This is a genomic window from Rothia sp. P7181 (genome assembly GCF_048513015.1).
Lineage (GTDB): Bacteria > Actinomycetota > Actinomycetes > Actinomycetales > Micrococcaceae > Rothia.
On sequence record NZ_JBLXXZ010000014.1, the window covers coordinates 21485 to 46053 of the forward strand.

20 protein-coding genes and 1 tRNA gene are annotated in these 24569 nt (G+C 50.3%); 9 read left to right on the top strand and 12 right to left on the bottom strand.

Features of this window, described 5'->3' with window-relative positions:
• Nucleotides 1-256 precede the first annotated feature (256 nt).
• The 6 genes from bcp to ACN08Z_RS07350 all read left to right on the top strand — a co-directional run bounded on the left by bcp (nucleotide 257) and on the right by ACN08Z_RS07350 (nucleotide 6790).
• Nucleotides 257-733, top strand: a complete 477-nt coding sequence (gene bcp / locus ACN08Z_RS07325; RefSeq protein WP_419103884.1) for a thioredoxin-dependent thiol peroxidase — start codon at nucleotides 257-259, stop codon at nucleotides 731-733.
• A 107-nt stretch (nucleotides 734-840) separates the two neighbouring features.
• Nucleotides 841-922: transfer RNA gene (locus tag ACN08Z_RS07330), tRNA-Leu, on the top strand.
• A 113-nt stretch (nucleotides 923-1035) separates the two neighbouring features.
• Nucleotides 1036-2880 carry an ABC transporter substrate-binding protein gene (locus tag ACN08Z_RS07335; protein ID WP_419103885.1) on the top strand — a complete coding sequence of 615 codons (1845 nt, stop codon included), beginning with the start codon at nucleotides 1036-1038 and terminating at the stop codon, nucleotides 2878-2880.
• A gap of 169 nt (nucleotides 2881-3049) precedes the next feature.
• A complete protein-coding gene (locus tag ACN08Z_RS07340; protein ID WP_419103901.1) occupies nucleotides 3050-4534 on the top strand; it encodes a malate:quinone oxidoreductase in 1485 nt (494 codons plus the stop codon).
• A gap of 228 nt (nucleotides 4535-4762) precedes the next feature.
• A complete protein-coding gene (locus ACN08Z_RS07345; protein WP_419103886.1) occupies nucleotides 4763-5878 on the top strand; it encodes a YihY/virulence factor BrkB family protein in 1116 nt (371 codons plus the stop codon).
• A 114-nt stretch (nucleotides 5879-5992) separates the two neighbouring features.
• Nucleotides 5993-6790, top strand: a complete 798-nt coding sequence (locus ACN08Z_RS07350; RefSeq protein ID WP_419103887.1) for an alpha/beta fold hydrolase — start codon at nucleotides 5993-5995, stop codon at nucleotides 6788-6790.
• A 97-nt stretch (nucleotides 6791-6887) separates the two neighbouring features.
• Here the strand turns inward: ACN08Z_RS07350 and ACN08Z_RS07355 are convergent, their stop codons facing one another.
• Genes ACN08Z_RS07355 through ACN08Z_RS07365 form a run of 3 tightly spaced genes read right to left on the bottom strand, consistent with a single transcriptional unit; the run spans nucleotide 6888 to nucleotide 12554 of the window.
• The gene (locus tag ACN08Z_RS07355; RefSeq protein WP_419103888.1) at nucleotides 6888-8240 is read right to left on the bottom strand and encodes a hypothetical protein; all 1353 of its coding nucleotides are present in this window, start codon (nucleotides 8238-8240) and stop codon (nucleotides 6888-6890) included.
• Complete coding sequence (locus tag ACN08Z_RS07360) at nucleotides 8221-11394, bottom strand: AAA family ATPase (protein ID WP_419103889.1); 3174 nt, start codon at nucleotides 11392-11394, stop codon at nucleotides 8221-8223. The genes ACN08Z_RS07355 and ACN08Z_RS07360 overlap by 20 nt, the downstream gene beginning before the upstream one ends.
• Before the next feature lie 2 nt (nucleotides 11395-11396).
• Nucleotides 11397-12554: a metallophosphoesterase family protein gene (locus ACN08Z_RS07365; protein ID WP_419103890.1), complete on the bottom strand. Its 1158-nt coding sequence runs from the start codon at nucleotides 12552-12554 to the stop codon at nucleotides 11397-11399.
• Nucleotides 12555-12637: 83 nt separating this feature from the next.
• On the opposite strand from ACN08Z_RS07365, the gene ACN08Z_RS07370 reads away from it, so the two are divergent.
• The gene (locus tag ACN08Z_RS07370; protein ID WP_419103891.1) at nucleotides 12638-13789 is read left to right on the top strand and encodes an ADP-ribosylglycohydrolase family protein; all 1152 of its coding nucleotides are present in this window, start codon (nucleotides 12638-12640) and stop codon (nucleotides 13787-13789) included.
• 124 nt (nucleotides 13790-13913) lie between these two features.
• Here ACN08Z_RS07370 and ACN08Z_RS07375 read toward each other — a convergent pair whose 3' ends face one another.
• From ACN08Z_RS07375 to clpS, 7 genes are all read right to left on the bottom strand, one after another.
• Nucleotides 13914-14789, bottom strand: a complete 876-nt coding sequence (locus ACN08Z_RS07375; protein ID WP_419103892.1) for a phosphotransferase — start codon at nucleotides 14787-14789, stop codon at nucleotides 13914-13916.
• A gap of 32 nt (nucleotides 14790-14821) precedes the next feature.
• Nucleotides 14822-15475, bottom strand: a complete 654-nt coding sequence (gene rdgB, locus ACN08Z_RS07380; RefSeq protein WP_419103893.1) for an RdgB/HAM1 family non-canonical purine NTP pyrophosphatase — start codon at nucleotides 15473-15475, stop codon at nucleotides 14822-14824.
• Nucleotides 15476-15477: 2 nt separating this feature from the next.
• Nucleotides 15478-16206, bottom strand: coding sequence for a ribonuclease PH (gene rph, locus ACN08Z_RS07385; protein WP_419101453.1), 729 nt, complete (start codon nucleotides 16204-16206; stop codon nucleotides 15478-15480).
• A gap of 40 nt (nucleotides 16207-16246) precedes the next feature.
• Nucleotides 16247-17095 (bottom strand): MBL fold metallo-hydrolase, encoded by an 849-nt coding sequence (locus ACN08Z_RS07390; RefSeq protein ID WP_419103894.1) that lies wholly within the window; start codon nucleotides 17093-17095, stop codon nucleotides 16247-16249.
• A 12-nt stretch (nucleotides 17096-17107) separates the two neighbouring features.
• On the bottom strand, nucleotides 17108-18067 hold the full coding sequence (gene murI / locus ACN08Z_RS07395) for a glutamate racemase (RefSeq protein ID WP_419103902.1): 960 nt from the start codon (nucleotides 18065-18067) through the stop codon (nucleotides 17108-17110).
• 98 nt (nucleotides 18068-18165) lie between these two features.
• Entirely contained in the window at nucleotides 18166-18729 is a 564-nt protein-coding gene (locus tag ACN08Z_RS07400) for a DUF2017 domain-containing protein (RefSeq protein WP_419103895.1), read from the bottom strand.
• Between the two features lies 1 nt (nucleotide 18730).
• The gene (gene clpS / locus ACN08Z_RS07405; protein ID WP_419101457.1) at nucleotides 18731-19024 is read right to left on the bottom strand and encodes an ATP-dependent Clp protease adapter ClpS; all 294 of its coding nucleotides are present in this window, start codon (nucleotides 19022-19024) and stop codon (nucleotides 18731-18733) included.
• A 267-nt stretch (nucleotides 19025-19291) separates the two neighbouring features.
• On the opposite strand from clpS, the gene ACN08Z_RS07410 reads away from it, so the two are divergent.
• On the top strand, nucleotides 19292-20557 hold the full coding sequence (locus ACN08Z_RS07410) for a nicotinate phosphoribosyltransferase (protein WP_419103903.1): 1266 nt from the start codon (nucleotides 19292-19294) through the stop codon (nucleotides 20555-20557).
• Between the two features lie 112 nt (nucleotides 20558-20669).
• Complete coding sequence (locus ACN08Z_RS07415) at nucleotides 20670-21293, top strand: isochorismatase family protein (RefSeq protein WP_419101458.1); 624 nt, start codon at nucleotides 20670-20672, stop codon at nucleotides 21291-21293.
• A gap of 142 nt (nucleotides 21294-21435) precedes the next feature.
• On the opposite strand, the gene ACN08Z_RS07420 is transcribed toward ACN08Z_RS07415, so the two are convergent.
• Nucleotides 21436-23232 carry a DEAD/DEAH box helicase gene (locus ACN08Z_RS07420; RefSeq protein WP_419103896.1) on the bottom strand — a complete coding sequence of 599 codons (1797 nt, stop codon included), beginning with the start codon at nucleotides 23230-23232 and terminating at the stop codon, nucleotides 21436-21438.
• Between the two features lie 320 nt (nucleotides 23233-23552).
• Nucleotides 23553-24569: hypothetical protein (locus tag ACN08Z_RS07425; protein ID WP_419103897.1), on the bottom strand; the 1017-nt coding region annotated here is incomplete at its 5' end.

Genomic DNA, 24569 nt, shown 5'->3' on the forward strand with positions numbered 1-24569 from the left:
CACAGCCCGTGCACATAGTTTCGTCAAGCAAACCTCAGGTTTTTGAGAATGCTCTCAGAACACCGAGAAAAACCGTAGAGCCTCAAGAGATGAGAACATCACACCTAAGTGTTTCACATATTGGACACAGGTTTGGTTTTAGGGACTCCCCCACCCTAAACAATCGCCAACACGCACCTAGTGCAAAACATCTGCCACCCGATAAGATAGACCCCTAAACAACACCCACCCCTATAAATAGTAGGAGCATTCAATCATGGCAGAACGCCTCGACATTGGAACACCAGCACCAGCATTCTCACTCAAAAACAGCAACGGAGAAATCGTCTCCTTAGAACAATTCTCCGGGCAAAAAGTCGTGCTCTATTTCTACCCCAAAGCAAATACTCCCGGCTGCACCAACCAAGCCTGCGACTTTCGTGACAACATCGCCTCACTACAAAGCCACGGATACGTTGTACTCGGAGTATCCCCCGATTCTCCTCAAGCACTCCAGAACTTCACCCAAAAACAAGAACTCAACTTCGAACTCCTATCAGATGAGGACCACACTGTAGCGGAGTCTTATGGTGCATGGGGCGAGAAAAAGAACTATGGAAAAACCTATATTGGGCTCATTCGAAGCACCTTCGTCATCGACGAAAACGGAAACATCAGCCTCGCTCAATACAATGTGAGAGCTAAAGGACACGTTGCAAAACTGCGCCGCGACCTCGGCATTGACCCCAGCTAACGCGTATTCCAGCACCCTCATCTCAAAAATTCTGCATTATTTTCTCTGCCGATTTGCACAGCCAAAATATATCGTGTACTATTTCTAGAGTTCGCTCAGCTGAACATGCGCGAGTGGTGAAATTGGCAGACACGCAGGATTTAGGTTCCTGTGCCTTCGGGCGTGAGGGTTCAAGTCCCTCCTTGCGCACTGCATAACATCATAGAAAAGATAAAGCCCGGTATATACTGGGCTTTATCTATATCTACAGGTCAATACAGCTCTTTCGTCGACCTTAACGCTCACAAGGGAAGTGTGTTTCTGTGTCTTCTGGTCTCAACCGCCGCGAACTTTTCCGCTACGGGTCACTCTTTGCTACCGCAACAGCATTTAGCGCCTGCTCTGCACAAGAGCAGAAAGACACCACAACACCACACACCCACGATGCAAGCGCTTTACCCACACCGACCAAACACCAACCGATCACTCTTCGATTCGCAAACGCAGCACCCACACCATCACTAGATGTCGCCACCAGCGGAACACTTGAAACGGCACGCATCTCAGCACAAGTTCTTGAGCCCCTCCTCAGAGCAAACGTCGACACCGGCCTACCCGAAGCTTCTCTAGCAACACAATGGGAGCTCTCCTCAGACAGGCTCACATACACTTTCACGCTACGAGATAACGTCACTTTCCATGACGGGTCTCCCTTTAACGCAGAATCCGTTATCAAAAACTATCAACGATGGGTCCACGCAGCAGCCGACACCACCGCATATTCTCGCACTGACTACCTGCAACTTTTTAGTGGAGTCACCGCACCAGACCAAAGAACACCGCTAGTCACAGACTGCAAAGCCATCGACGAAAAAATCATCTTCACACTTTCACGCCCCTCAACATCTTTTATTAAGGCGCTCACCCAACCAGCATTTGGCATTGCCTCCCCCGCCTCACTCAATGACGAATACCATTTCAAAAAACTACCCGTAGGAACAGGCGCATACACCCTCAAAGAATGGGACGGCTCAACAGCAACACTCGAAGCTTCCCCCACCTATTGGGGAGCAGCACCTGTTATTGAACGGCTCATCATCAGCACCATCTCCGATTCTGATAAACGCTACTATGCTCTACGCAACGGCGATATTGATGCCTACGACCTCGTAGCCATCGACAACTATGTTCCCCTAGCACGCTCTGGCAACCTCATCCAACCACGAGACCCCTACGCCATCTGCTATATCAGCATTAACACGGATCACCCCCTTCTGAGCAAAGCGCTCATGCGTCAGGCCATAGCTCACGCCATCGACCGTCACGATGTCGTGCGCAATAATTTCCCTCAAGGAACAAACGTCGCAAACGACTTCCTACCAGCGCTATTCATGATGAAAAATGATGACACACGCGCCTACTATAACTACGATAAAAACCGCGCCAAAGAACAACTCGAAGCAAGCGGATACAACGGCGAAGAACTCACCTTCTACTACCCCACAGGTGTTTCTTTAGCGACGATGGAATCCCCCGAAGCTATTTATGCGTCTTTGGCAGCAAACCTCGTCTCTATCGGGCTCAACATCAAACCAATGCCCGTGCCGTGGAATGAAGGCTACCTCGACATTATTAGCAAGCAAAGCACAGAACGTGCCCTAGCATTAACAGGGTTCGTAGGCTCCTACCGCGACCCAAACGCCTTCATCTCAAGGGTCCTAGCACCCACCTCAGAAATCGTGCACTCAGCCGAACAAAGTGAAGCCACCTATGTCGAAGACGGCGAATTAGAAATCCTCGAAGAATCAGCACCCGAAAACCACAAACTCGACGCACCAACTGACGAACAACCCAAAGACGATACAGAAGCTCCAACAACAGAAAAAGACGACGCCCCTGCACCAGATACCACTTCACTGGCAGAATTACCGCGAGAAAAAATAACCTATACACAAATTCTCAGTGCGATGAGAGCAGCAGACCAAATCAACGACATCGACGAACGCCGTATCGCATACCAAGAAATTAATCTGCACATCGCATTATTAATGCCGGCAATCCCTATCGCATACCCTATTTCTTCGGTAGCGCTTGGCCCACGCGTCGATTATTACCCGCTCAGTGCCACAGGCATCGCAAATTTTGCTTTAGCAAAGGCTCACTCCTAAAAAATTATCGCGTCTTTTTCAGGTTGCAAGCAAAAGGGTTCACCGTTGAAGGCGCCGAATAAGTTAGTCTAAAACCCAGAGGTTTTTGCGCATCACCAGATACCGCAAAAATCTTTGTGGTAAGTCAAAGAAGACTTACCTCGTATTGACTTATCATCTCTTGGGAGTAATAACCGTGGCTACAACGGAATCGACTGACGTCGTACTCGTCGGTGGTGGCATTATGAGCGCAACCCTTGGTGTGTTGCTCAAAGAATTAGAGCCATCATGGAACATCATCATGTTTGAGCGTCTAGACCGCGTAGGTCAAGAATCTTCTAGCCCGTGGAATAATGCCGGCACCGGACATGCTGCACTATGCGAACTCAATTACGCACCAGCAGGTGCAGATGGTACCGTCTCTACGGCAAAAGCATTAGGCATCAACGAACAGTTTTACACGTCTCGACAACTATGGGCCTCGCTCGTCGCCGAAGGAAAACTCACAGACGCCTCCTTCATCAACTCTGTACCGCACATGTCTTTAGTCTTTGGTGAAGAGCACAGCGCCTACCTCAAGGCACGTTTTGAGGCGTTCCGTCGCGAAAAACTCTTTGAGAGAATGCAGTTCTCTACAGACCACCAAGAAATACACCAGTGGGCGCCACTGACCATGCAAGGACGTCATGCTGAACAAAAAGTAGCAGCAAACTGGTCACCCGAAGGAACAGACGTCGATTTTGGGTACTTGACCGAACAGCTCACCAACTACCTCACCTCACAGGGAGTGAGCGTACGATACGGTCACCACGTCACTCAACTCGTCCAAGACACCAACGGGCAATGGAAAATTACGGTCAAAAACCGTTTGAACTCCGAAGAACACCTTGTGGTTAATACTCGTTTTGTGTTCTTAGGTGCTGGAGGGGGAGCATTAAAACTCCTCCAAAAATCTGGTATCCCAGAAGGAAAAGGCTACGGAGGGTTCCCCGTATCTGGCCTATTCTTAAGAAACACCAACGAAGCCACCGCAACAGAACATTGCGCCAAAGTGTACGGTCAAGCTTCTGTCGGCGCCCCACCCATGTCGGTGCCTCACCTTGACACCCGCTATGTTCGCGGGCAACGTTCCCTACTCTTTGGGCCTTACGCCGGTTTTAGCACAAACTTTTTAAAACAAGGATCGTTCTTAGATCTTCCGTTATCGGTACGCCCCGATAACCTCTACCCGATGGTTCGTGCAGGGCTCGATAACCTCTCTCTCGTAAAATACCTTGTAGGGGAACTTGCAAAGAATCAGTCAAGCCGTATTGACGCATTACACGAATACTATCCGTTAGCTCAAGCCGACGAATGGGAACTAATTCAAGCAGGTCAGCGTGTACAAGTCATGAAACGTGACAGCGCTAAAGGCGGCATCCTCCAATTTGGTACAGAACTCATTTCTGCTCACGACGGCTCTCTTGCTGCGCTTCTTGGTGCTTCTCCCGGAGCATCTACAGCTGTTCCCATCATGGTGAACCTCCTACAACGATGCTTTAAAGAACAGTTCCCAGCATGGGAGTCTCGTATCCGTGAACTGATTCCGGCTTTCGGCGTTCGACTCAACGAAACACCAGAACTTGCCGACGAAGTACTAGAACACACCTCAAAGGTTCTAGGACTCTCGTACTAACACCCACAAGATACAGACGATTCATGTATATCAGAGTAGAAGGCGTGCAAAGATTTTTTGCACGCCTTCTACTCTATTGCCACTTGTCATAACCCTTATCAACATAAAAATACAGTATCCCAGTATTTTTGAGGGAAGCTAACAGCTAAAGCCCAAGAGTTCTAGAAGCACACTGAACAAACATGTTAAGCTTACGTAGCAACTCATTCGCATCGACTAGGAGTTCGGATGTCTTTAGAGGAACAAACAATCACTCGCGCTCAAGAAGCCCCCGCACCAGAAAAAGTTCATAAACGCTACACCATCAAAGAAGTCACCAAATTTAACTGGGGGTACGTCATCAAACGTGCCTTTAACAAGTTTGGTACTGACGGTTGTACCGATATGGCAGCAGCACTCACCTACCACGCGGTGCTTTCCATCTTCCCTGCTCTATTAGCAGTAGTTTCTCTCCTCGGCGTTTTCGGACGTGGCCAAGAAACCACGCACGCAATTATCAATTTCATTAGTGATATTGCCCCAGCAGAAGTTCTTTCTATCGTCGAAGAACCCATTTCTCAGCTCACCTCATCAAGTGCTGCTGGTTTAGCGCTTATTACCGGTGTTGTCGGTGCGCTCTGGACAGCTTCCGGATACATCGGCGCTTTTGGGCGTGCACTCAATAGGCTTTATGGTGTCGTTGAAGGCCGACCCATCTGGAAACTTCGACCTCAAAACCTATTAGTCACCGCGATTCTCGTCTTCATGCTTGTTCTCATGCTCATGGTGCTGCTCATGAGTGGTGGAGTCCTCACCTTCATCTCAGATAGCGTCCCCGGTCTAGACCTCACCGCATTCACCAGTGTATGGCTCTGGTTCCGTTGGCCTATTATCCTCTGCCTCGCCGTTGCACTCGTAGCATTGCTCTACCACGGCACGCCCAACGTCAAACAACCCAAACTACGAATCTTCTCGGCTGGTGCAGCCTTCGCACTGGTCTCAATGGGTATCGCCGGCTTAGGGTTCTCGTTCTATGTATCAAACTTCGGCAAATATAACGCCACCTATGGTCTAATCGGCGCTGTCATCGTCATGCTCCTATTCATCTGGATTATGAACAATGTGCTACTTCTCGGCGCAGAAATTGACGCAGAAATTGAACGTATGCGCGAACTACGTGCCGGTATTTCGGCAGAAGAATTCGTTCAGCTTCGCCCACGCGATAATACTCAAGCCATCAAAATTATTGAGACAAAAGAGAAATTTATTGCTGAGGGGAAAGCGATTCGCCTATCCCAAAACGGTTTAGATTATCAGGCGCTCGCTCAAAAACTTGAGAAAGAGAAATCTTCACCTCAACAATAGGTGCTTGTTTTCTGCCCTCGTACACCCTGATAGAAGGATGGAGTGTACGAGGGCAGAACGTTATCTTCCTCATTTTCTTTGGTCACCAGTCACACTGCACACTACAGTGGACTGGTGACTATTTTTCCTCCTCTTTCGTATCGGATATTCCCTGCTGCACAAAACAGCCCAGAACGTTCCCCTATCATCTTTTTACACGGCTTCGCCGCAACCGGAGAACAATTATGGGTGCGCACCGGATGGGTCAAACGGTTCACCGCTGAAGGGTATCCTTGCATCATCGTTGATTTGCCGTATCACCGCAATGAAGACCTCAAAAACCCAGACCCATCACTAACCTATACGGGTGATATTCCATTACCTGAAGAACACGGATTCTTCGTATCAGCAGCTCACGCCGTGGCACAATTTATTGACGAGCTTGACTCCCCTGCCCACCTTGTAGGGTTTAGCGCTGGTGCCCGTATCGCATGGGAAGCTAGCTCCTACGCAGGTCATAACGTGCTCTCTACAAGTATTGGTGGGCTACCTCAGCACGATCATCTACCGCTCATCGCACAATATCTTTTAGGTTCCTTAGAGCAAGAAAATATTAATCCGACGTTCCCCGCCGTCATTAATCATTCGCTCATACGAGAATCATCACTCAAACATTTTGCATGTTTGCCGTTAGCTTTTGATTTTGACCCAACACTTTTACACCCGCTCTGCCCTATTCTGCTGGTGCGCGGCAGTGAAGATAGCGTAGCCGGTGATTACTCGTGGCTTACTGAGGCTCTGACCGAAGCCCACGTTCCCTATGAACAGCTCATCTTAGACGGACGTAACCACGTCAATGCTCTTACCAGCGGAGTCTTTAAAAAACGTGTGTTAGCGCTCGTTCAAGAAAGCGAAGAAGCCTTTATCATCTAGAGCGGATTCTCTATCTCCTAGTACAAGAAACATGGGTGTGCCCCTGCCGAACAGAAAAGCTCAGCAGGGGCACACCCATATTTTAAGGGGAAGAGCCTTATGAGGTTGTCGACGACGGAGGGTCAAAATCTTCTAAGAGTGGAAGACGTTCTTCGTAGGTTGCTCTCCATTTGGCACCATATACGTGAGATAAGAGCGCAAAAAGAACAGCAGCAAATAGCGGAATAAGCATCGCTGATTGTTGCCCTAAACTCTCACCCACGGTTGCCGCCCACACATACCCTAAAGCAAGCCCACCAATATAAGTGGTTTGTATGGCAGATAAGGCTAAGCCCACGTTGGCACGCGCCGCAATAGCAGTCATAATCGACTCCATACACATCAGTGATGCGCCAAGTAGTCCACCGTAGATGGCAAGAACAACAGTAATCCAGAATTGAGATTGTGGGATAGACAGAATCAAACCCACCAATAACAGTAGATGAGCGTCTAAGAGCCAGCCTTGCCATGTGCCTAAACGTAACCGTAGAACCGTCAAAATAACGCAGGTACAAGCGCCAGCAGTTCCCATCATGCCAATATAAAACCCCACAAATTCGAGGGTGTCAGAATGTAGACCGCGAATCACCAACGCGGTCTGTGTCGAGCCGATTGCTGTACCAATGCAGGCGATACCAAGCATCGGCAAAACACCAAAAGGAGGCGGGTTACGGATGGGAATAGGTATCGTCTCAATGGAGGGGTGCGAAAATTTGAGCGTTACGATAGCTTTCGGAAACCACAAGATAAAGAAAATTGCGAAGACGTCAATGAAGATAACAGCATATAGCGAGGATAACGCCCCCGAAAAAATAGCGATAGCACCCACACTTGCCGCAGCCAGAGGCAACGCAATAACGTCAAGGATAGATTCTAAAGCGATAGCAGAGTTCAAGAGTCGACGATCTTGAGTTGCCGTATAACGTTCACTCCAATAACTACGCATAGCGGCACTTATCGGTATGGTGGTTGCTCCTGCCAATGCAGAAGCTATCAAGAAGATAGGTATGGATCCGCTGGCACGGTTGGGAGCAAATTGCACCGTTTGCACCATCAAAAACGCTACCGCCGGAATGTTCAATGTTGCCGTAATGCACACTACTGAACGGTACCCAAGACGTTGAGCTATACGCCTATAGGTTCTTTGCATCACCGCTGAGCTCATCGTGATGAGCCCCGCAGAATACGCGCCAAGTGTGATTTCGCTGGTGCGTGTTCCCATGCTAATGAGCACTGCGAGCGCCACCATGTAGGTGGGTAGTCGGCTAAAAAGTGAGAAGATAATAAATTTTTTGCCGACAATCGATGTCAGGTAGATGAGGCGGTTTTGTAGGTAGCGTACGGAGTGTCGTATGCGTAGTGTTCTGGTGTAGCTCGGTGTTTCGGTCTGTTTAGGATATTTGGGTGACAATATCTGACCCTTCTGGTGAGCTGACCAAGGTGATGTGTTCAGGTATTCGGGTTTTGAGTTCGTTCACGTGTGAGATGAGTCCGATGACGCGTCCTTGTTCGCGTAGTCCGTCGAGTGTTTCCATGACGTTGTTGAGAGTGTCTTCGTCTAAGGTACCAAATCCTTCGTCGACGAAGAGGGTGTCTATTTCTATTCCTCCGTGTCGGTGTTGTACGACGTCTGCTAGTCCGAGTGCGAGGGAGAGTGATGCCATGAAGGTTTCTCCTCCTGAGAGCGTTTCGGGTGAGCGTTGTCTATCGTGCCAGTGGTCGTATACGGCTAATCCTAGACCAGATTTGCTCTGTGTTTTGTGGTCGCTGTGTTGGAGTTGGTATCTTCCGTGTGTCATGGCTTGGAGGTGTTCGCTGGCTGCTTGTGTGATGTCTTCAAGTTGTGCAGCAAGGATGTAGGTGGTCAGCTGCATTTTGAGGGTGTTGTCGGTAGATGTTGCGTGCGCAATTTTAGCGAGTTCTTGTTTCATCTGTGCTTGAGATGTGAGTTCTTCGCATGTTGCACGGTGTTCTCGGTATTGTTCGAGGAGCTCGGTGGTGGTGTTTTGGGCTTGTTCGATGGTGAGGGTTTGTCCGAGGAGGACGTCTTTATAGGTGCTCAGGTTTTTGGTTTTGTGTTGTTGGTGTTCGAGGTCTTTGGGGCTTGGTGGTTGGTGTCCTTGTGCTAGTTCGTTGGCGACGGCAACCATATGTTCGTGGGTGAGCGCTTGTGTGATGTAGTGGGTGTTTGCGTCGTGGTTTGTGATGTCTTCTTCCCACTGTTGTAGTTGTGTGGTGGGGATGGTGGCGTCTTGTATTGTTTGGATGCTGGTGAAGGATGATTCTTCTAGTTTTTGGTGCCATTCATCCTGATTTTTTTGGTGTTGTTCGCTGATGTTTTGTGCGTGGGCGCGGGTGATTTTGAGTTCGTCGAGAATGCTGTTGAGTTTGTTGAGGTTTTGTATTCTTTCGTTCAGTGTGTAGTTGGTGTGGTGTTGTTTGAGGGTGTTTTCTTGGGTAGTGATGTGTTGGTGTTGTTCGTTGAGAGTTTTCTGGTGTTCTTCGTAGCTGGTGTGGTGTTGGATGGCTTGTTCTTTGAGTTCTTGAAGCTGGTGTTCTAGGGAGTTGAGTTGTTCTTTGAGGGTGTTGCGTTGGTGGTGGCGTTGTTCTGCTTGGTGTTGTTGTTCACGGTGTTCGGTGAGGTTTTTGTGGGCTTGATCGATGGGTAGTGCGCCGTTGCGGGTGAGTTCTTCTAGGTGTTGGGTGATACGTTGAACGTTTTGGTGGCTGTTTTTGGTGTTTTCGGTGGAGTGTTCTAGTTGTTGTTGTGTTTGGTCGATGTCTCGTTGTTCGACGAGTTCTTCGGTGGTGTTGTGGTGTGCTGGTGCGGGGTGTTCGCAGGATCCGCAGACGGGGCAGGGTTCGTTGGGTGTGAGGTTGATTGCGAGGCTATAGGCGGCTTGGTTGTAGCGTAGTTGTTGTAGTTTTTCGAGGTGTTGTGCGTCTTTTCGTCGTTGTGTTTCGTAGGTTTTGTAGTGTTCTTGTTCTTTGTTGAGGTGTTGTTGTTCTTTTTCGTGTTCTTGGGATAGGGCAAGGATGTTTTGTGCGTGGGTGTATTCCTGTTGGGCGTGTATGAGTTCTTCTTCGGTGTCTGCTAGTTGTTGGTATTGTTTGTTGAGTTCTTCGTAGCGTTGTTGTGTTTTTTCGTGTTGTTGTTGGTTTTGTTCAACGGCCGTGCTCAGTGTTTTTTGGCGTGTGAGTAGCTGTTGGTAGTGTTTTTTAGAGTGGTTGAGTTGTTCTTCTTCTCGTGTGAGTTCGTGCAGTGTTTGGAGTAGGTGTGGGAGTTGTTCACCATATTCTTTGAGGTTGGTGCTGTGTTCTAACGGGTGTTCGTAGAGTTCTGTGATGAGGGGCAGTTCAATGCTTTGAGGGTTGTGGTGGATGTGTTGGTGGTGTTCGGTGCAGAGTTGTTGTATGTGGTGGGCAAGTTTTTGTTGCTGTTGGGTGTTGTGTTCTTGTTGCTGTTGGGTTTCGATGAAGCGACGGTAGAGCGGTAGGAGTTGTTGTGCTTCTTGTGCTCGGCGTACTTTTTGGCGTTGTTCGTTGATGTGGCTGGTTTGCGCGGTAAGTTGCTGTTGTTGTTCTTGTAGCTGAGTGTAGTGGTGGTGGTGTTCTATACGGCGTTGGAGCTGGGTTTTGTGTTCGTGGTTGCGTTCTAGTTCTTCTGCAATGTTTTGGTGTAGTTGATGTAGTAGTGGCAGTACACGTTGGATGATGGTGTGGTGTTGTTCCATGTGTTCTTGACGTTGGTCAAGAGTGTATGTGTCGTCATCTTTTGGGGTGGTTGGGGTGTGTTGTTGGGTGAGTTGTTTGAGCTGTTGTAGGTAGGTGTTGTGTTGTTCTTCGGGGAGTTCGTCTATGAGGTTTTGTGCAGTGTGGTTGAGTTCTTCTTCGAGGTGTTCGATACGGCAGCGTTGGTAGGTGTTGAAGAATTGTTCCTCAAGGTGGCGGAGTTGTTCCGTTATCTGTGTGGTGTGTTCGTTGGCTTGTTGTGCTTGTTCTTTGAGGAGTTCTTGTACTTTTTCGAAGGTGTCGATGGGAAATAGTTTTTTGAGGAGGGTTTCTCTTTCTGCTGATTTTGCGTTGAGAAACTTCGCAAATTCGCCCTGTGGTAGGAGCATGATTTGGGTGAATTGTTTTTCGTCGAGTCCGATGAGTCCGGTGATATAGGTGGCGGCGTCGCTGATTCGTTCGGCGAGGGTGTCCCATTGTTGTGTGGTGGTGTTGAATTGTTGGACGTGAACTCGGTGATGGTTTTTTGTTTTTTTCTGCGGGTTTTGCCATTCGGGGCTACGCCAGATTTTTAGTCGAGTGTTGCTGATGGTGCATTCTAGTTCGACGGAGGGAATGGCTTCTGGTGTGGCGAAGTGGCTTTTGAGGTCTGCTCTTGCACTAGAGGTTTTTCCGTATAGGGCGAAGCAGATAGCGTCAAAGATAGTGGTTTTTCCTGATCCGGTGGGCCCTGTGAGGAGGAAGAGTCCGCTCTCGTTAAGTTTTTCGTAGTCGATGCTGACGGTGTGCGCAAACGGCCCAAAGGCGGTCATTTCTAGTCGATGCAGTCTCATCGTTAGCCTTCTTTCGCTTCGAGTTCGCGTTGTGCTTGTTGGACGATGCCGTTGACGTATGTTTTTTCTGTTTCGGTCAGTGGATTTTGTCGGACGTGTTCGAAGAATTCGGTGCAGGTCGCAACGACGTCGTGACTTTTTTTGATACGTTCGCGGTATGTTTTTGGTTCTGTTTCGCTGCGTTGTTCTGGTTCAAAATGGAGCTCAGCGATACTCTGATATTTTTGGCGTAGTTGTTCAAGAGCACCAGTGGGGCGGGGTGTATCGGTGATGTAGATTCTGCAATAGTGCTCATAGTAGGCGCTGTATTCGGGGTTGTTGAGTAGTTCGTGTAGTGTGCCTCGAAGGGTTTTCAGGTTAACTGTTGTGCGCCAGTGATGTTCTTGGATGTTTAGTGCCCCGTCGTCAGTAATATCGAGAATCCATGCCCCTTTACGATGTTTTTCCTCTGAGTAGGAGTACGCCAATAATGATCCGCTATAGCGGATGGTGTCGGTAATTTTTTGGGGGCGGTGTAGGTGCCCTAACGCGGTGTAGCTGAACCCTTCAAAGGTTTGAGCGCCTACGGTGCCTAACCCGCCCACGTGGATGTTGCGTTCTGATTCTGAGGGTTCTGCGCTGGTCACAAAACAGTGCGCCATCATGATAGAGGCCGTGATGTTTTGTTGTTTTTGTAGATTTTTTTGGGCTTGTTTACTAGCGTATTCGAGAACGTGCGCGTGGGTTGGTTCCACCTCAAAGCGTGCGCCGGCGCTTCGTGGTTCGAGGTATGGGATGGCGTAGATAGCTACTTTTTGGTTGTCACGTTCGATGATGACCGGCTGGTCAATGTTGTCGATACTGGTGCGCATGTAGACTTCGGAGCGTTCAAGAATTTTTGTTCCAAACCCTAAACGGATAGAGGAGTCGTGGTTACCGCTAGAAATGACGATAGCGCACCCTAAAGCGTTAATAGTTTCGAGGGTTTGCGACAGCATTTTGACGGTATTCACACGTGGCTGAGCCTGATCGTAGACGTCTCCGCTGATGAGAAGCACGTCGATAGATTCGGTGCGGATAGTATCTATCAGTTCTTTCAGAAGTTCTTGGGTGTGTTCTTCTAGGGAGAACCCGTGGAATGAACGTCCAAGATGCCAGTCAGAGGTGTGCAGAATACGCATATCCCCTAGTTTACCTATTGGTGCTTAACACTGCAGAAGTTTTTCTTCAAAGTAGTTCACTGTTGAGTTATCTAGAGTTTAGAATGGCAGTTATGATTTCTGCAGAAGGTATTATTGCCCCTAGCCCCGAGTCGCCTACGTATCGAGATTCTCTTCGAGGCGTTTTATGGGGTACAGCTCTAGGAGACTATGCTGGCAGGCAGGTTCTCTCCCCCGAGTCTTCTTCAGCAGATGACATTTTAGAAGATGCTGTTGTACGTCATGAGCTTTTACGTTCATTGTTCTCGCATCACATCACCTGTTTTACCATTTCTCAAGATACTCAGCTGACCCTGTTCACTTTAGATGCTCTTACAGAAGTTCTTGAATGGAATAATGAGGGTTCTTCAGCGGATGAGTTAGCGTGCCTGTGGTTAGCGTATTTGCGGTGGTATCGCGGTACCGGACGTGTTCTCGAGTCTGATGCGCCAATATCTTTGCCACGCGAGATTGATAGCCACCCAGCTTTACAAAAAGCTCACACTCTTGACCCCGCTATTTCTCGCTCATTAAACACTGGTCAGATGCAAACGCTTGATAAACATGTTTGCCCCGATGAGCAAACCACCGGAGCGTTAGCGCCTTCTGCTGTTTTTGGTTTTCTTCCTCTTGAGCAAGAAAGCACTGTTATTTCGTTGAGTGCACGGGCTACGGCTCTTACCCACGGGCACCCCGAAACAATAGTTTCTTCTATTGCCTATACGTTGTTGATTCGTTATGCCATTGCCTATCGTGATGTGGTAGAGCAGCCTATTCGGCAGGCGGTCCTTTCGGTCTTGGATTGGATTGATTCTCTTCCTCAGCGTGGGATTCCTTCTAACGGTGAGAAGATTCGTTGTGCGTTACGTCAGGCAAAAGCCTTGTCTGAGCAGGATGTGCCAACACATCTTTTAGATGAGGCGTTTCGTCATGAGCAGGTTTCTTCTGCGGTGCTCGGTCGTGGAGTGTTGTCTGCTTTGGTTGCAGAGAATCGTGAAGAAGTTTCTGCTCTTGACGCGATTGCTCATGCGGTGCGTGTGCCGTTGGTGTCTGATTCTTCTGCAACGGTTACGGGCGCTCTTTTGGGCGCCGGTTATGGTTCAAGTATTTTTTCGCCAGAATTTACGTCACGTCTTGAAGTGCTTGATGTGATAGATGAGGCGCTCAATCGTTGGTGTGCCCAGTTGGGTGGTTCTGCCGTTCAGCAGAAGAGCTAGATTACGGTTCTCATATTTTTGAGTTGATAGTGGCTTGTTTGTGGGTTTGTCTCATCGGCAAGCCACTATTTTCATAGTGAACGGCTCTATGTACGTAGGTTCTGACGTTTTGTGAGGTTTAGTCCTATTGTATGAGGTTTTGACGGTGCGTTTGTAACCAGTGGTCGGCTCTTTCGACGGCTAAACGAATAATACCGCCACCTTTACCGTTATGAATGGCGTATGCTACCGCTTCTAACGCCACCAGACGAGAGATAATTTGTGCCCGATGAATCTCATCTTCTCCTAAGAATGAGCTGAGGCAGTCCCACCCGTACCAGTTCCCTAAGGACGCGTAATCGTAGGCGGGGTCGGCAAGAGTTGCGTGGTCCCAGTCAATGACACCAGTAAGTTTATCCCCGTTCCAGAGGATGTTATGCCCTGCAAGGTCATTATGGATGAGTACGGGTTCAACCTCGGGAAGGTCATGTACTTGTTGAATAATGTTCTGCGCTGTTGAACGGTTCGTTTTGAGAAGACGCGGAAGCACATCCTGTTCGAGGGCACTCAGCCCGTCTTCTCCGCCCCAATGCTGGTGTGCAGAATCAAGGTATGGTTCCATCCCCTCATAATCAACACGGTGTATTTCGCGGACGAGTTGCGCCAAATATTTTGCTGGTGCAGGCCCGGGGTTTCTTGGTTCACCTTTAATCCACCGTAATCCTACTGCGGTAAAGCCTTGGCGGGTGATGGTTCGAGTAATGGGGCGAGGAACTTCAAAAGAAAAATGGTGCGGTAAACGGCGAAGCACTTCTGTACGACGCGCCACATGACGGGCAACTTGGTCACTTTTTGCCACGCGAATACTCAGCTCTCCACCCATATTAATCACAATATGGGCGGAGCCGCTGGTGCGAATATCCCACCGATCTTGTGAGATATTCAGACCGGCTTGAGCCATCACAGCTTGAACCACTGGCAGGTATTGTGCCTGCTCTAGATACCCGTGATGTGGTGTCATCGTTTACTCCTACGCCGCTAACATCTGTAGAACTATTGTTCGTCTGAACCGTGTTCGTCAGATAACAGTGCAATCAGGTGAGGAATCAGCGCTTCAAATGCGCGAGCGCGGTGACTCATCGAGTTTTTGACCTCGCGTGGTATTTCTGCGCAGCTTTGCCCCAGGTATGGTGCTTCGAGGTCTTCGGGTACGAGAATGGGGTCGTATCCGAAGCCTCCGTCTCCGCGTGGTTCGCGTAGTAGCGTTCCGCGCATGTACCCGTGTTCGACGTGTTCTTCGCCGGTGGGTGTGACGACACTTGCGGCACAGCAGAATTGTGCTCCACGGTGTTCGTCGTCAATATCGGATAGTTGTGCAAGTAGTAGGTTGAGGTTTGCGGTGTCGTCGCCGTGGTGTCCGCACCAGCGTGCCGAGAAGATGCCGGGGGCGCCGCCGAGTACGTCAACGCTTAGTCCGGAGTCGTCTGCGATGGCGATAAGCCCTGTTGCGGCTGCAACGGCGCGCGCTTTTTTGAGGGAGTTTTCTGCGAAGGTTACGCCGTCTTCGACGACGTCAACAGCACCTATGGTTGAGGCGTCGACGACGTCTTCGTCGACGTTGAGTCCGCTAATTTTGTCGCGCAGAATCTCTCGTAGTTCGCGTAGTTTTCCGGTGTTGTGTGAGGCGAGGACGATGCGGGCTGGCATGTTTATTCTCCTAGTGTTTCACGCTGAATACGGGTGAGTTCTGCTGTTCCTTCTAATGCTAGGTCAAGGAGTGCGTTAAGTTCGTCTCTGTCGAAGGGCGCGCCTTCTGCTGTTCCTTGTACTTCGATGAATTTTCCGTCACCGGTGACGACAATATTCATGTCGGTTTCGGCGCGGACGTCTTCTTCGTAGGGTAGGTCAAGCATGGGTGTTCCGTCGATGATGCCGACGGATGTTGCGCAGACGCTTCCGGTGATGGGTTGTGCGTTGCGGTTGATAATGCGTTCTTTTTTAGCCCATTCGATAGCTTGTACGAGGGCGATGTATGCGCCGGTGATGGCGGCGGTGCGGGTTCCGCCGTCTGCTTGGAGTACGTCGCAGTCGAGGACGATGGTGTTTTCGCCGAGTGCTTGGGTGTCGATGACGGCGCGTAGGGAGCGTCCGATCAGTCGTGAGATTTCGTGGGTGCGTCCACCAATTTTGCCTTTGACGGATTCGCGGGTGGAACGGCTGTTGGTGGCGCGTGGCAGCATTGCGTATTCTGCGGTGACCCATCCTTTGCCTTGTCCTTTGAGCCAGCGTGGTACGCCTTCGGTGAAGGATGCTGTGCAGAGGACGCGGGTGTTTCCGCATTCGATGAGGGCTGAGCCTTCTGCGTTTTGTGACCATCCGCGGGTGATGGTGATGGGGCGTAGTTCGTTGTGTGCGCGTCCGTCTTTGCGTGTTGTCATGAGTTGTTCTCTTTTCTTGTCGGTGGTTGGTGTGCGGTTTTTAGAGTCGTTTTCCGATGACTTTGAGGGTGGTGGTGTGTGCTGGTATGTGTTGTGGTCTGGGGTGTACGACGTAGGTTGCGCTGGCTTCTGCTATTCCGATTCCGCCGTCGTATACGGTTTCGGCTTCGGCGCGTATGGTTTCGGGGTCGTTCCATACGGGTAGGTGTGTGAGGAGGAGGTTGCGTGCGCCGGCTTCTTTGGCGGCTTCTGCTGCGCGTTTTCCGGTGAGGTGGATGCCGCGTAGGTGGTCGTCTCGTCCTTCTTGGTAGGCGGCTTCGCAGAGGAAGAGGTCTGCTTGGTGTGCGGCTTTGACGAGTCCGGGGCAGGAGTCTGTGTCTCCAGAGTATGCGATGATGGTGTGCCCTTGGTCTGAGTCGCATTCGATACGTAGCGCGTAGGGTGCTACGACGGGGTGGACAACATCATAGGGTGTGACGGTGAATGGGCCGATGTTGACGGGTTGTTCGGCTTGCCATTCGTGGAAGGTGAATTCGGTGTCCATGCTGGTTTCCATGGTCAGGCCGTGCGTGTTGAGGAGGTATTCGTGGATGCCTTCGGGTGCGTAGAGTGGGATGGGTGGTTTGTTCCATCCGCGGGGGTCCCATTTGACGGCGACGTGTACGCCGGAGAGGTCGATGCAGTGGTCTGGGTGGAGGTGGGAGATGAGGATTGCGTCGATGTCTTCGAGTTTGACGTGACGTTGGAGGACGCCTAATGCCCCGTTGCCCATGTCTACGAGTATTCGCCAGGTTTTGCCGTTGAGGTCTGTTGCTGAGATCATGTAGCAGGACGCTGGTGAGGTGGCGCTAGGGAATGAGCCGGAGCAGCCGATGACGGTCAAACGCATAGATGATGAACCTTATTTGTTGTGCTCGCTGATGGCAGGTGAGACGCTGATACGCGGGGTTTCTGGTGTCATCACTGCTAGTGAGCCGGTGGGGTATTGGTGTGCGATGGATTCTGTGTGTCTAACGCTGGTGACTTCTGGGCCGAGGAAGCGTCGGGCAAGTTTTTCGAAGGATTCTGTTTCGCCGGTGGCAAGGAATTCGTGGGAGGTGCTCAGCCCTGCTTCTCGTTCCATGCCGTGTTGTACGAGTGCACGGTAGACGTCTTTTGCTGATTCTTCTGAGGATGAGACGAGGGTGACGTCCTCCCCCATGATGTATGAGATGACGCCGGTCAGTAGCGGGTAGTGTGTGCATCCTAGCACGAGGGTGTCGACGCCTGCTTCTTTGAGGGGTGCGAGGTATTTTTGTGCGGTGGCGAGGAGTTCTTCGCCGGAGGTGATACCGTTTTCGACGAATTCGACGAATCGTGGGCAGGGTACGGAGTAGATGTCGCAGGTGCTCACGGCGAAGGTGTCTTCGTAGGCTCGTGAGTTGACGGTTGCTTCGGTGGCGATAACGCCTATTTTTCCGTTGCGTGTTGCTGAGACTGCTCGGCGTGCTGCTGGTTGGATGACTTCTACGACGGGTATTCCGTATTTTTTGGTGTAGCGTTCGCGTGCGTCGCGTAGTACGGCTGCTGATGCGGTGTTGCAGGCGATGACGAGCATTTTGACGCCGGAGTCTACGAGTTCGTCCATGATGCGTAGGGCGTTGGCGCGTACTTGTGCGATGGTCAGTGGCCCGTATGGACCGTTTGCGGTGTCTCCGACGTAGATGATGTTTTCGTGTGGGAGCTGGTCCATTACTGCGCGTGCGACGGTGAGTCCGCCGACTCCGGAGTCGAAGACTCCGATGGGTGCGTTGGAGGTGGGGGTTGCTGGTATGTGCGTTCCCCAACTCGTTTGTATGGTGGTGTGTTTTTGGTCGGTCATGGTGTTTTCGAGAATACTGTGTGTGGGTGTTGTTGTGGTGTTCCTGAGTGTTATGTTGTGGGAAAGAGGATAAATCTCACGCTGTGGTGTGAGGTGGGTTAGTTGTCGTCGGGTAGTTGGCTGAGCATTGCTTCCATGAGGGTGTCTTGGAGCCATGTGATGAAGTTGTAGACGAAGGACATGTATTCTTCGACGGTTTCGACGGTGTTGTTGTTGGTGTATTCGCCGATTTTCTCGGCTTGTTCTTCACTGTGGATGTTGAGTCTTTCGCCGAGTGTGAGGCGTACGTCGTTGAGTGCGCAGGCCCATGCTTGTGCGTGTTCGTCGTTGAGGGTGATGTTGTGGTGTTGTACTTGCATGTGTGCAAGTTTGAGGTTGCCTATTTTGTGTTGGCGTAGTGAGAGTTCGGTGTAGCGTCGGTATTCGTCGGCTACTTCTGGGTCGTCGGATGCGACGGGGAGCATGCGTGCGACGGCTGGGTCTTCGGGCATGTCGGTGTTTTCGGTGATGCCGATGAGGGCGGCGAGGGGGTCTTTGTCTGGTTGTTCGTCGGGGGTGAGTGCGGTGGCTACGTCGTTGAAGAGTTTGCCGAGTAGTTCTGCTTCGGTGGCGGAGAATTGTGCGGTGTATCCGCGTGGTGTGGCTTTGAATCCTTGTGCCATGTTAGTTTTCTGCCCTTTCGAAGGTTGCCCAGAGTCCCCAGCTGTGTAGTGCTTGGGTGTGTTTTTCGGCGGTTTCTTTGGTGCCGGTGTAGACGATGGCTTTTCCGTCGTTGTGTACTTGTAGCATGAGGGTTTTGGCTTTGTTGGTGCTGTAGCCGAAGTGTACTTTGAAGACGTATGTTACGTAGCTCATCAGGTTGACGGGGTCGTTCCAGACGATGACGTTCCAGGGGGTGTCTGGTTGTTGGTGGGTGCTGGCCTCTTGGTGTGGGGCTTCTTGTGGGGCAATTGACATGTTTGCTCCTTACGTCCTGGGGTGGGTGAGCTCTCGTGTGGATGGGTGGTCGGTAGCTACTGGTCTATCCTATCGGTTGAGCTGTCTTTGGCCAGTGTGGTGTGGAGTGTGGTGTTGTTTTGTGTCCAGCAATCTACTTACATGCAATTTTACCTTATGTATTTAGCATAAAGTTCGTGCTGGAGGTTATATAACGTTCTTTCAGGCAGTAAAGTTAGTGTCGTGTCTACTTCAACAGCTTTATTAACTGACCATTATGAATTGACGATGCTTCAGGCAGCGCTTAAGTCTGGTACGGCGCACCGTCATAGTGTTTTTGAGGTCTTTACTCGCCGTCTTCCTGCAGGCAGACGCTACGGTGTTCTTGCCGGTACAGGACGTTTCTTAGAGGGCCTTGCAGATTTTCGTTTTACCACCGCAGAGCTAGATTATTTAGCGGATGCGCAGGTGGTCAATGATGAGACGCTCTCTTATTTAGAGAATTTTCGTTTTAGCGGAAACATCTATGGTTATGCTGAGGGTGAGGTGTTCTTCCCTCATTCTCCAGTGTTGCAGGTGGAGGGCACTTTTGCTGAGGCCTGCATTTTAGAGACGTACCTACTGTCTATTTTGAATTATGATTCTGCGGTGGCTTCGGCGGCATCTCGCATGTCTGTTACTGCAAACGACCGCCCGTGCCTTGAGATGGGTAGCCGACGCGCCCACGAACAGGCGGCGGTGGCGGCTGCTCGTGCCGCCGTCATTGCCGGTTTTGAAGGGACGTCTAACCTTGAGGCAGGCAGACGCTACGGTTTGCACACGATTGGTACGAGCGCTCATTCTTTCACTCTTTTGCACGATAGCGAAGAGGAAGCATTCCGCGCACAATTAGCTTCTCTTGGTAATAAGACCACTCTTTTGGTGGATACCTATGATGTGGAGAAAGCTGTTCGTTTAGCGGTTAATCTTGCCGGTCAGGAGCTTGGCGGTGTTCGTCTCGATTCTGGCGATTTGGTGGTTCAGGCGCGTTGGGTGCGCGAACTTCTTGACTCTTTAGGAAATACAAACACGAAAATTACGGTCACCAGTGATTTAGATGAGTACGCTATTGCGTCCTTAGCTGCTGCCCCTGTTGATTCGTATGGTGTGGGCACTAAGCTGGTGACCGGTTCTGGTGCTCCTACCTCCTCAATGGTGTATAAGGTTGTTGCCCGCGAGAATAGTGATGGTGTGATGGAGCCTGTTGCTAAGGCTTCTCGGGGTAAGGGTTCTCATGGTGGGCGTAAGTCTGCTGTACGCCAGTTGAATTCTCGTGGTGTTGCTACGGCGGAGCTGATTGGTGTTGGGCCGACCCCGTTGAAGGTTGAGGGCTCTCGTGAGCTACTTGTCGAGTTCGTCAAGGACGGGCAGCTTCTGCCTGGTTTTGTGGGTGCTGAGGGTGTGCGTCGTGCGGCGGAGCGTCATCAGCGTTCTATTCAGGAGCTTCCGTATACGGCGCATCGTCTTTCTGCTGGTGATCCGGTGATTCCTACCGAGTTTATTGACCAGAAATAGGGTTTTTACTCTTTTTTGATATGGTGTTGCCTCACCTCGTAGCCGGCTGGTTGTGTGGTGAGGCAACATGTACACACAGCATAGATGTCTAGAAAAGAAACGGGTTTATACCATGTCTAAAGCGTTGATTATTGTCGATGTTCAGAACGATTTTTGTCAGGGTGGTTCTTTAGCTACTGAGTCTGGTGCGGAGGTTGCGTCTCTCATTAGTGAGTATGTGGAGAACAACCATCATAAGTACAGCACGATTGTGGCGACCTTGGATTGGCATATCTCCCCTGGTGAGCATTTTAGTGATACTCCTGATTATCAGGTGTCGTGGCCAGTGCATTGTGTTGCCGATAGTGAGGGCGCGCAGACTCACCCTAACCTTGATACCGATTATATTGACGGATATTTCCGCAAGGGTGCGTTTGAGGCTGCTTATTCTGGTTTTGAGGGGCTTCTTGCACCGGAGGATACTGTGATGACCGGTGAGCGTGATGCTCAGGCTCAGCAGGTGGATGATTCTCCAAAGGTCTCTCTTGATGATTGGCTTCAAGAGCATGAGATTGCTGAGGTTGATGTGGTGGGTATTGCCACCGATTTTTGTGTGAAGGCTACGGCGCTTGACGCTATTGATGCCGGCTATGACACTCGTGTTCTACTCGGTTTGACAGCACCTGTGAGTGAGCAGGGTTTGTCTGATGCTGTTGAGCAGTTAGAGGACGCGGGCGTTACCGTCGTAGAAGACTAGCACTCCCCCGCTTTTTCTGCCGTTAGAGGCTTTTACGGTGAGCGTACTGCACCCCACATAGGGTGGTGTGTAGTACACTCACCGTATTTTCTTTAATGTTTTATGGGCGCTCTACACTTATACCCACACATAGTGGGTGTTGTTATTTTCTTCCAATAAACCAGTCAGCCAGTTTATCGATGCGTGCCCTAATCTGGTCGGCAGTTGCCTGCGCAACCGCTGGCCCACCACATGCGCGACGCAACTCGTTATGAATCACCCCGTGCGCTTTTCCAGAACGAATAGCGTAGGCAGAAACATTCTTCGCTAACTGATTTCTGAGGTTCTTGAGCTGCCGGTGATCAACCACGGTGGGTGTGCTGCCTTGTGGTTTACGTGCAGCGTGTTCTTTTTGGCGTGCTTGAAGTAGCGTGCTGACCTGTTCGGCGTCTAGTAGCCCGGGGATGCCGAGGAAGTCTTGTTCTTCTTCGGAGCCGAGTGCTACACCGCCGGTGCTGTATTCTGCGCCGTCGTAGAGCACCCCATGAAAAGACGCTTCAGAGCCGAGTGCCTCAAATTTTCCGCGGGTGAGTTGTTCGCTGGCGCGGTCTTCACGGTTGGCTTCGTCAATGAGGTGGTCGTCAAGTCCTTCGTTGAGCGGGTCGGCGGGTGTGTTTGCGGTTTTTCTGTCGAGTGCGTGGTCTCGTTCGGTTTCCATTTCGTTGGCGAGAATCATCAGTTGCGGTACTGATGGGAGGAACACCGACGCGGTTTCTCCTCGTTTGCGTGCACGCACAAAACGTCCGACGGCTTGTGCGAAGAAGAGCGGGGTGCTGGTTGATGTTGCGTAAACGCCGACGGCGAGTCGGGGTACGTCGACGCCTTCGGATACCATGCGCACGGCAACCATCCAGCGTTGGTTTCCGGCGGAGAATTGGTCAATTTTTTCGGATGCGGTTTTGTCGTCGGAGAGTACGACGGTGGGTTTTTCGCCGGTGATGGCGTGGAGTTTTTCGGCGTAGGCGCGTGCGTCTTGGTGGTCTGTGGCGATGACGAGTCCGCCGGCGTCGGGTACGGTTCGGCGTACTTCGGTGAGGCGTTTGTCGGCGGCGGTGAGCACGGTGGGTATCCATTGCCCTTGTGGGTCGAGTGCGGTGCGCCAGGCTTGTGCGGTGACGTCTTTGGTGAAGCCTTCACCGAGTTGTGCTGCCATTTCTTCGCCGGCGGAGGTGCGCCATTGCATTTTGCCGGAGTATGCCATGAAGATGACGGGGCGCACGACGTGGTCTTTGAGGGCTGGGCCGTACCCGTAGGAGTAGTCGGATGCGGAGCGCCGTATGCCGTCTTGGTCTTCTTCGTAGCGGACAAATGGGATAGGTGAGTCGTCAGAGCGGAAGGGTGTGCCAGTGAGGGCGAGTCTGCGTGTGGCGGGTTCAAATGCTTCGCGTAGCCCGTCTCCCCATGAGAGGGCGTCGCCGGCGTGGTGGATTTCGTCCATGATGACGAGGGTGCGCCCGTTTTCGGTGCGGGCGCGGTGTAGTAGGGGTTTGTGCGCTACCTGTGAGTAGGTCAGTGCTACACCTTGGTATTCTTCGCCGTGTGAGCCGTCGGAGTTTTTGTAGTTGGGGTCGATGGCGATGTGTACTTTTGCGGCGGCGTCTGCCCATTGTTTTTTGAGGTGGTCTGTGGGGGCGACGACGGTGAGCCGGTTGATAACTCCGCGGTTGAAGAGTTCTTTGGCAACGGTGAGCGCAAAGGTGGTTTTACCTGCGCCGGGGGTTGCTACTGCCATGAAGTCGCGCGGGTTTTCGCTGAAGTATTTGTTCATGGCTTCCGCCTGCCATGCGCGTAGTTTGGTGGCGGTGCCCCATGCTGCACGGTTGGGGTATGCGGGTGAGAGTTCGGTGTTGGGTGTGTTATGTGCGTCGAATAGTGATTCTTGTTCGTTGTTTTCGCTCATGGTGTTCTCTCCCCCTGTGTTTGTGGTGGCGCCCGTGTGCTTTGTGTGCGTGGGTGCTCTGTTGAGTTTAGTGCGCTTGGCTTGTTTTCTCTACTTGCGCACGAGTTCACGTACATCACAAGGGCAGGCAGGTGGGGTGTTTTTGTGGTGTACGTGAACTCGTCATAGGTGATGAGATTCTGTACGTTTACAGGGGTGAGGTGGAGTTTATTTAGTGTGTTGTGTTGTGCTCCGATTTCACCATTCCTTTATTTTTCGGATGATTTTCTGAAATTCTTTTCGGTAATTTTTGGCTCCACCTCAGCGGTTTGGTTCTCTGTTTAGTTCTCGTGGTTATGATTCGTTTCCCATGGGCGGATTGGCTCCTCAATTTTAACCTCATCGAGAAATTTGCGAAATTCATTATGTTTTTCAATTAGGAGAAGAGACCTCAGAGGATTTATGTATAAAACATAAAAAAACCCAAAAGTCACAAGAAAAACCAACAAAAAATCTGGGGTTTTTGTTATAAATTCTGTTATAAAAAAAATAAGAAAACTTTGATCCAACAGAAGTTCCTTCAGCTTATCCAAGCGGCAGGGTGCATCACAAAAACCAGGTGAATAATTTAAAAAGTCTCTAAAATGTTTTAAACATAATAGAATTTTTCCACTTACATCTGAAGACAAAAAAACCGCAGATAAACCAGCAGAAGCCAGAGCAGATACTATTTGACCGAATTGGCCAGCCTGAGAGCACATACCCCTACATATAAAACCTTTTATGCCACCAATTACACAATCCACAAAAAGACATAAAAGACGGAAAATAATTAAATTCAACGGTATAATAGCAGGACACAGAACAGAATAGATTATCGCACGCAGAAGATAATCCTCTCCCCCAAAACCAGCACCCACAGATGCAACAGTTAAGATAATAATTTGAAGAAGAAACCAAGTCAATAAATCTAAAACTAAAACTTTACATATAAAAACAAAACGTCCTTTCTTAGAAGAGAAACTATCTAAAAGTTTTGTCCTTTCCTTATAAGTCAATATTAAATAGCCACATATAGGCAGCATTAAAAGACTCATCTTTTCCTTAAAAGAGTTACCGTCCTTAAAAGATTTAACGACAAATCGCACTGCACCATTTATCGAAAAAAACTGCTCCGCAAACAACCGCTTACATCTCTCTACTTCGCCAACTGCTTCACTAATAGAAACACTTCTAACAAAATCTCTCCGATAATAAATCGGACTACTAAAAACACTGTTTAATAGTTTGCGATCATATTTACCCACAATGGAAATCCGGCGAGATTCTTTTTTAGCAACGCATAAAACTTGTTTTGG

Excerpts from the sequence above, each read along its gene's own strand:
- ACN08Z_RS07365 (WP_419103890.1), bottom strand. The coding sequence starts at position 12,554 with ATGCGTATTCTGCACACCTCTGACTGGCATCTTGGACGTTCATTCCAC.
- ACN08Z_RS07420 (WP_419103896.1), bottom strand. The coding sequence starts at position 23,232 with ATGAGCGAAAACAACGAACAAGAATCACTATTCGACGCACATAACACA.
- rph (WP_419101453.1), bottom strand. The coding sequence starts at position 16,206 with ATGACAACACGCAAAGACGGACGCGCACACAACGAACTACGCCCCATC.
- clpS (WP_419101457.1), bottom strand. The coding sequence starts at position 19,024 with ATGTCAATTGCCCCACAAGAAGCCCCACACCAAGAGGCCAGCACCCAC.
- ACN08Z_RS07345 (WP_419103886.1), top strand. The coding sequence starts at position 4,763 with ATGTCTTTAGAGGAACAAACAATCACTCGCGCTCAAGAAGCCCCCGCA.
- ACN08Z_RS07375 (WP_419103892.1), bottom strand. The coding sequence starts at position 14,789 with ATGACACCACATCACGGGTATCTAGAGCAGGCACAATACCTGCCAGTG.
- ACN08Z_RS07415 (WP_419101458.1), top strand. The coding sequence starts at position 20,670 with ATGTCTAAAGCGTTGATTATTGTCGATGTTCAGAACGATTTTTGTCAG.
- rdgB (WP_419103893.1), bottom strand. The coding sequence starts at position 15,475 with ATGCCAGCCCGCATCGTCCTCGCCTCACACAACACCGGAAAACTACGC.
- murI (WP_419103902.1), bottom strand. The coding sequence starts at position 18,067 with ATGACCGACCAAAAACACACCACCATACAAACGAGTTGGGGAACGCAC.
- ACN08Z_RS07360 (WP_419103889.1), bottom strand. The coding sequence starts at position 11,394 with ATGAGACTGCATCGACTAGAAATGACCGCCTTTGGGCCGTTTGCGCAC.
- bcp (WP_419103884.1), top strand. The coding sequence starts at position 257 with ATGGCAGAACGCCTCGACATTGGAACACCAGCACCAGCATTCTCACTC.
- ACN08Z_RS07390 (WP_419103894.1), bottom strand. The coding sequence starts at position 17,095 with ATGCGTTTGACCGTCATCGGCTGCTCCGGCTCATTCCCTAGCGCCACC.
- ACN08Z_RS07370 (WP_419103891.1), top strand. The coding sequence starts at position 12,638 with ATGGCAGTTATGATTTCTGCAGAAGGTATTATTGCCCCTAGCCCCGAG.
- ACN08Z_RS07410 (WP_419103903.1), top strand. The coding sequence starts at position 19,292 with ATGCTTCAGGCAGCGCTTAAGTCTGGTACGGCGCACCGTCATAGTGTT.
- ACN08Z_RS07400 (WP_419103895.1), bottom strand. The coding sequence starts at position 18,729 with ATGGCACAAGGATTCAAAGCCACACCACGCGGATACACCGCACAATTC.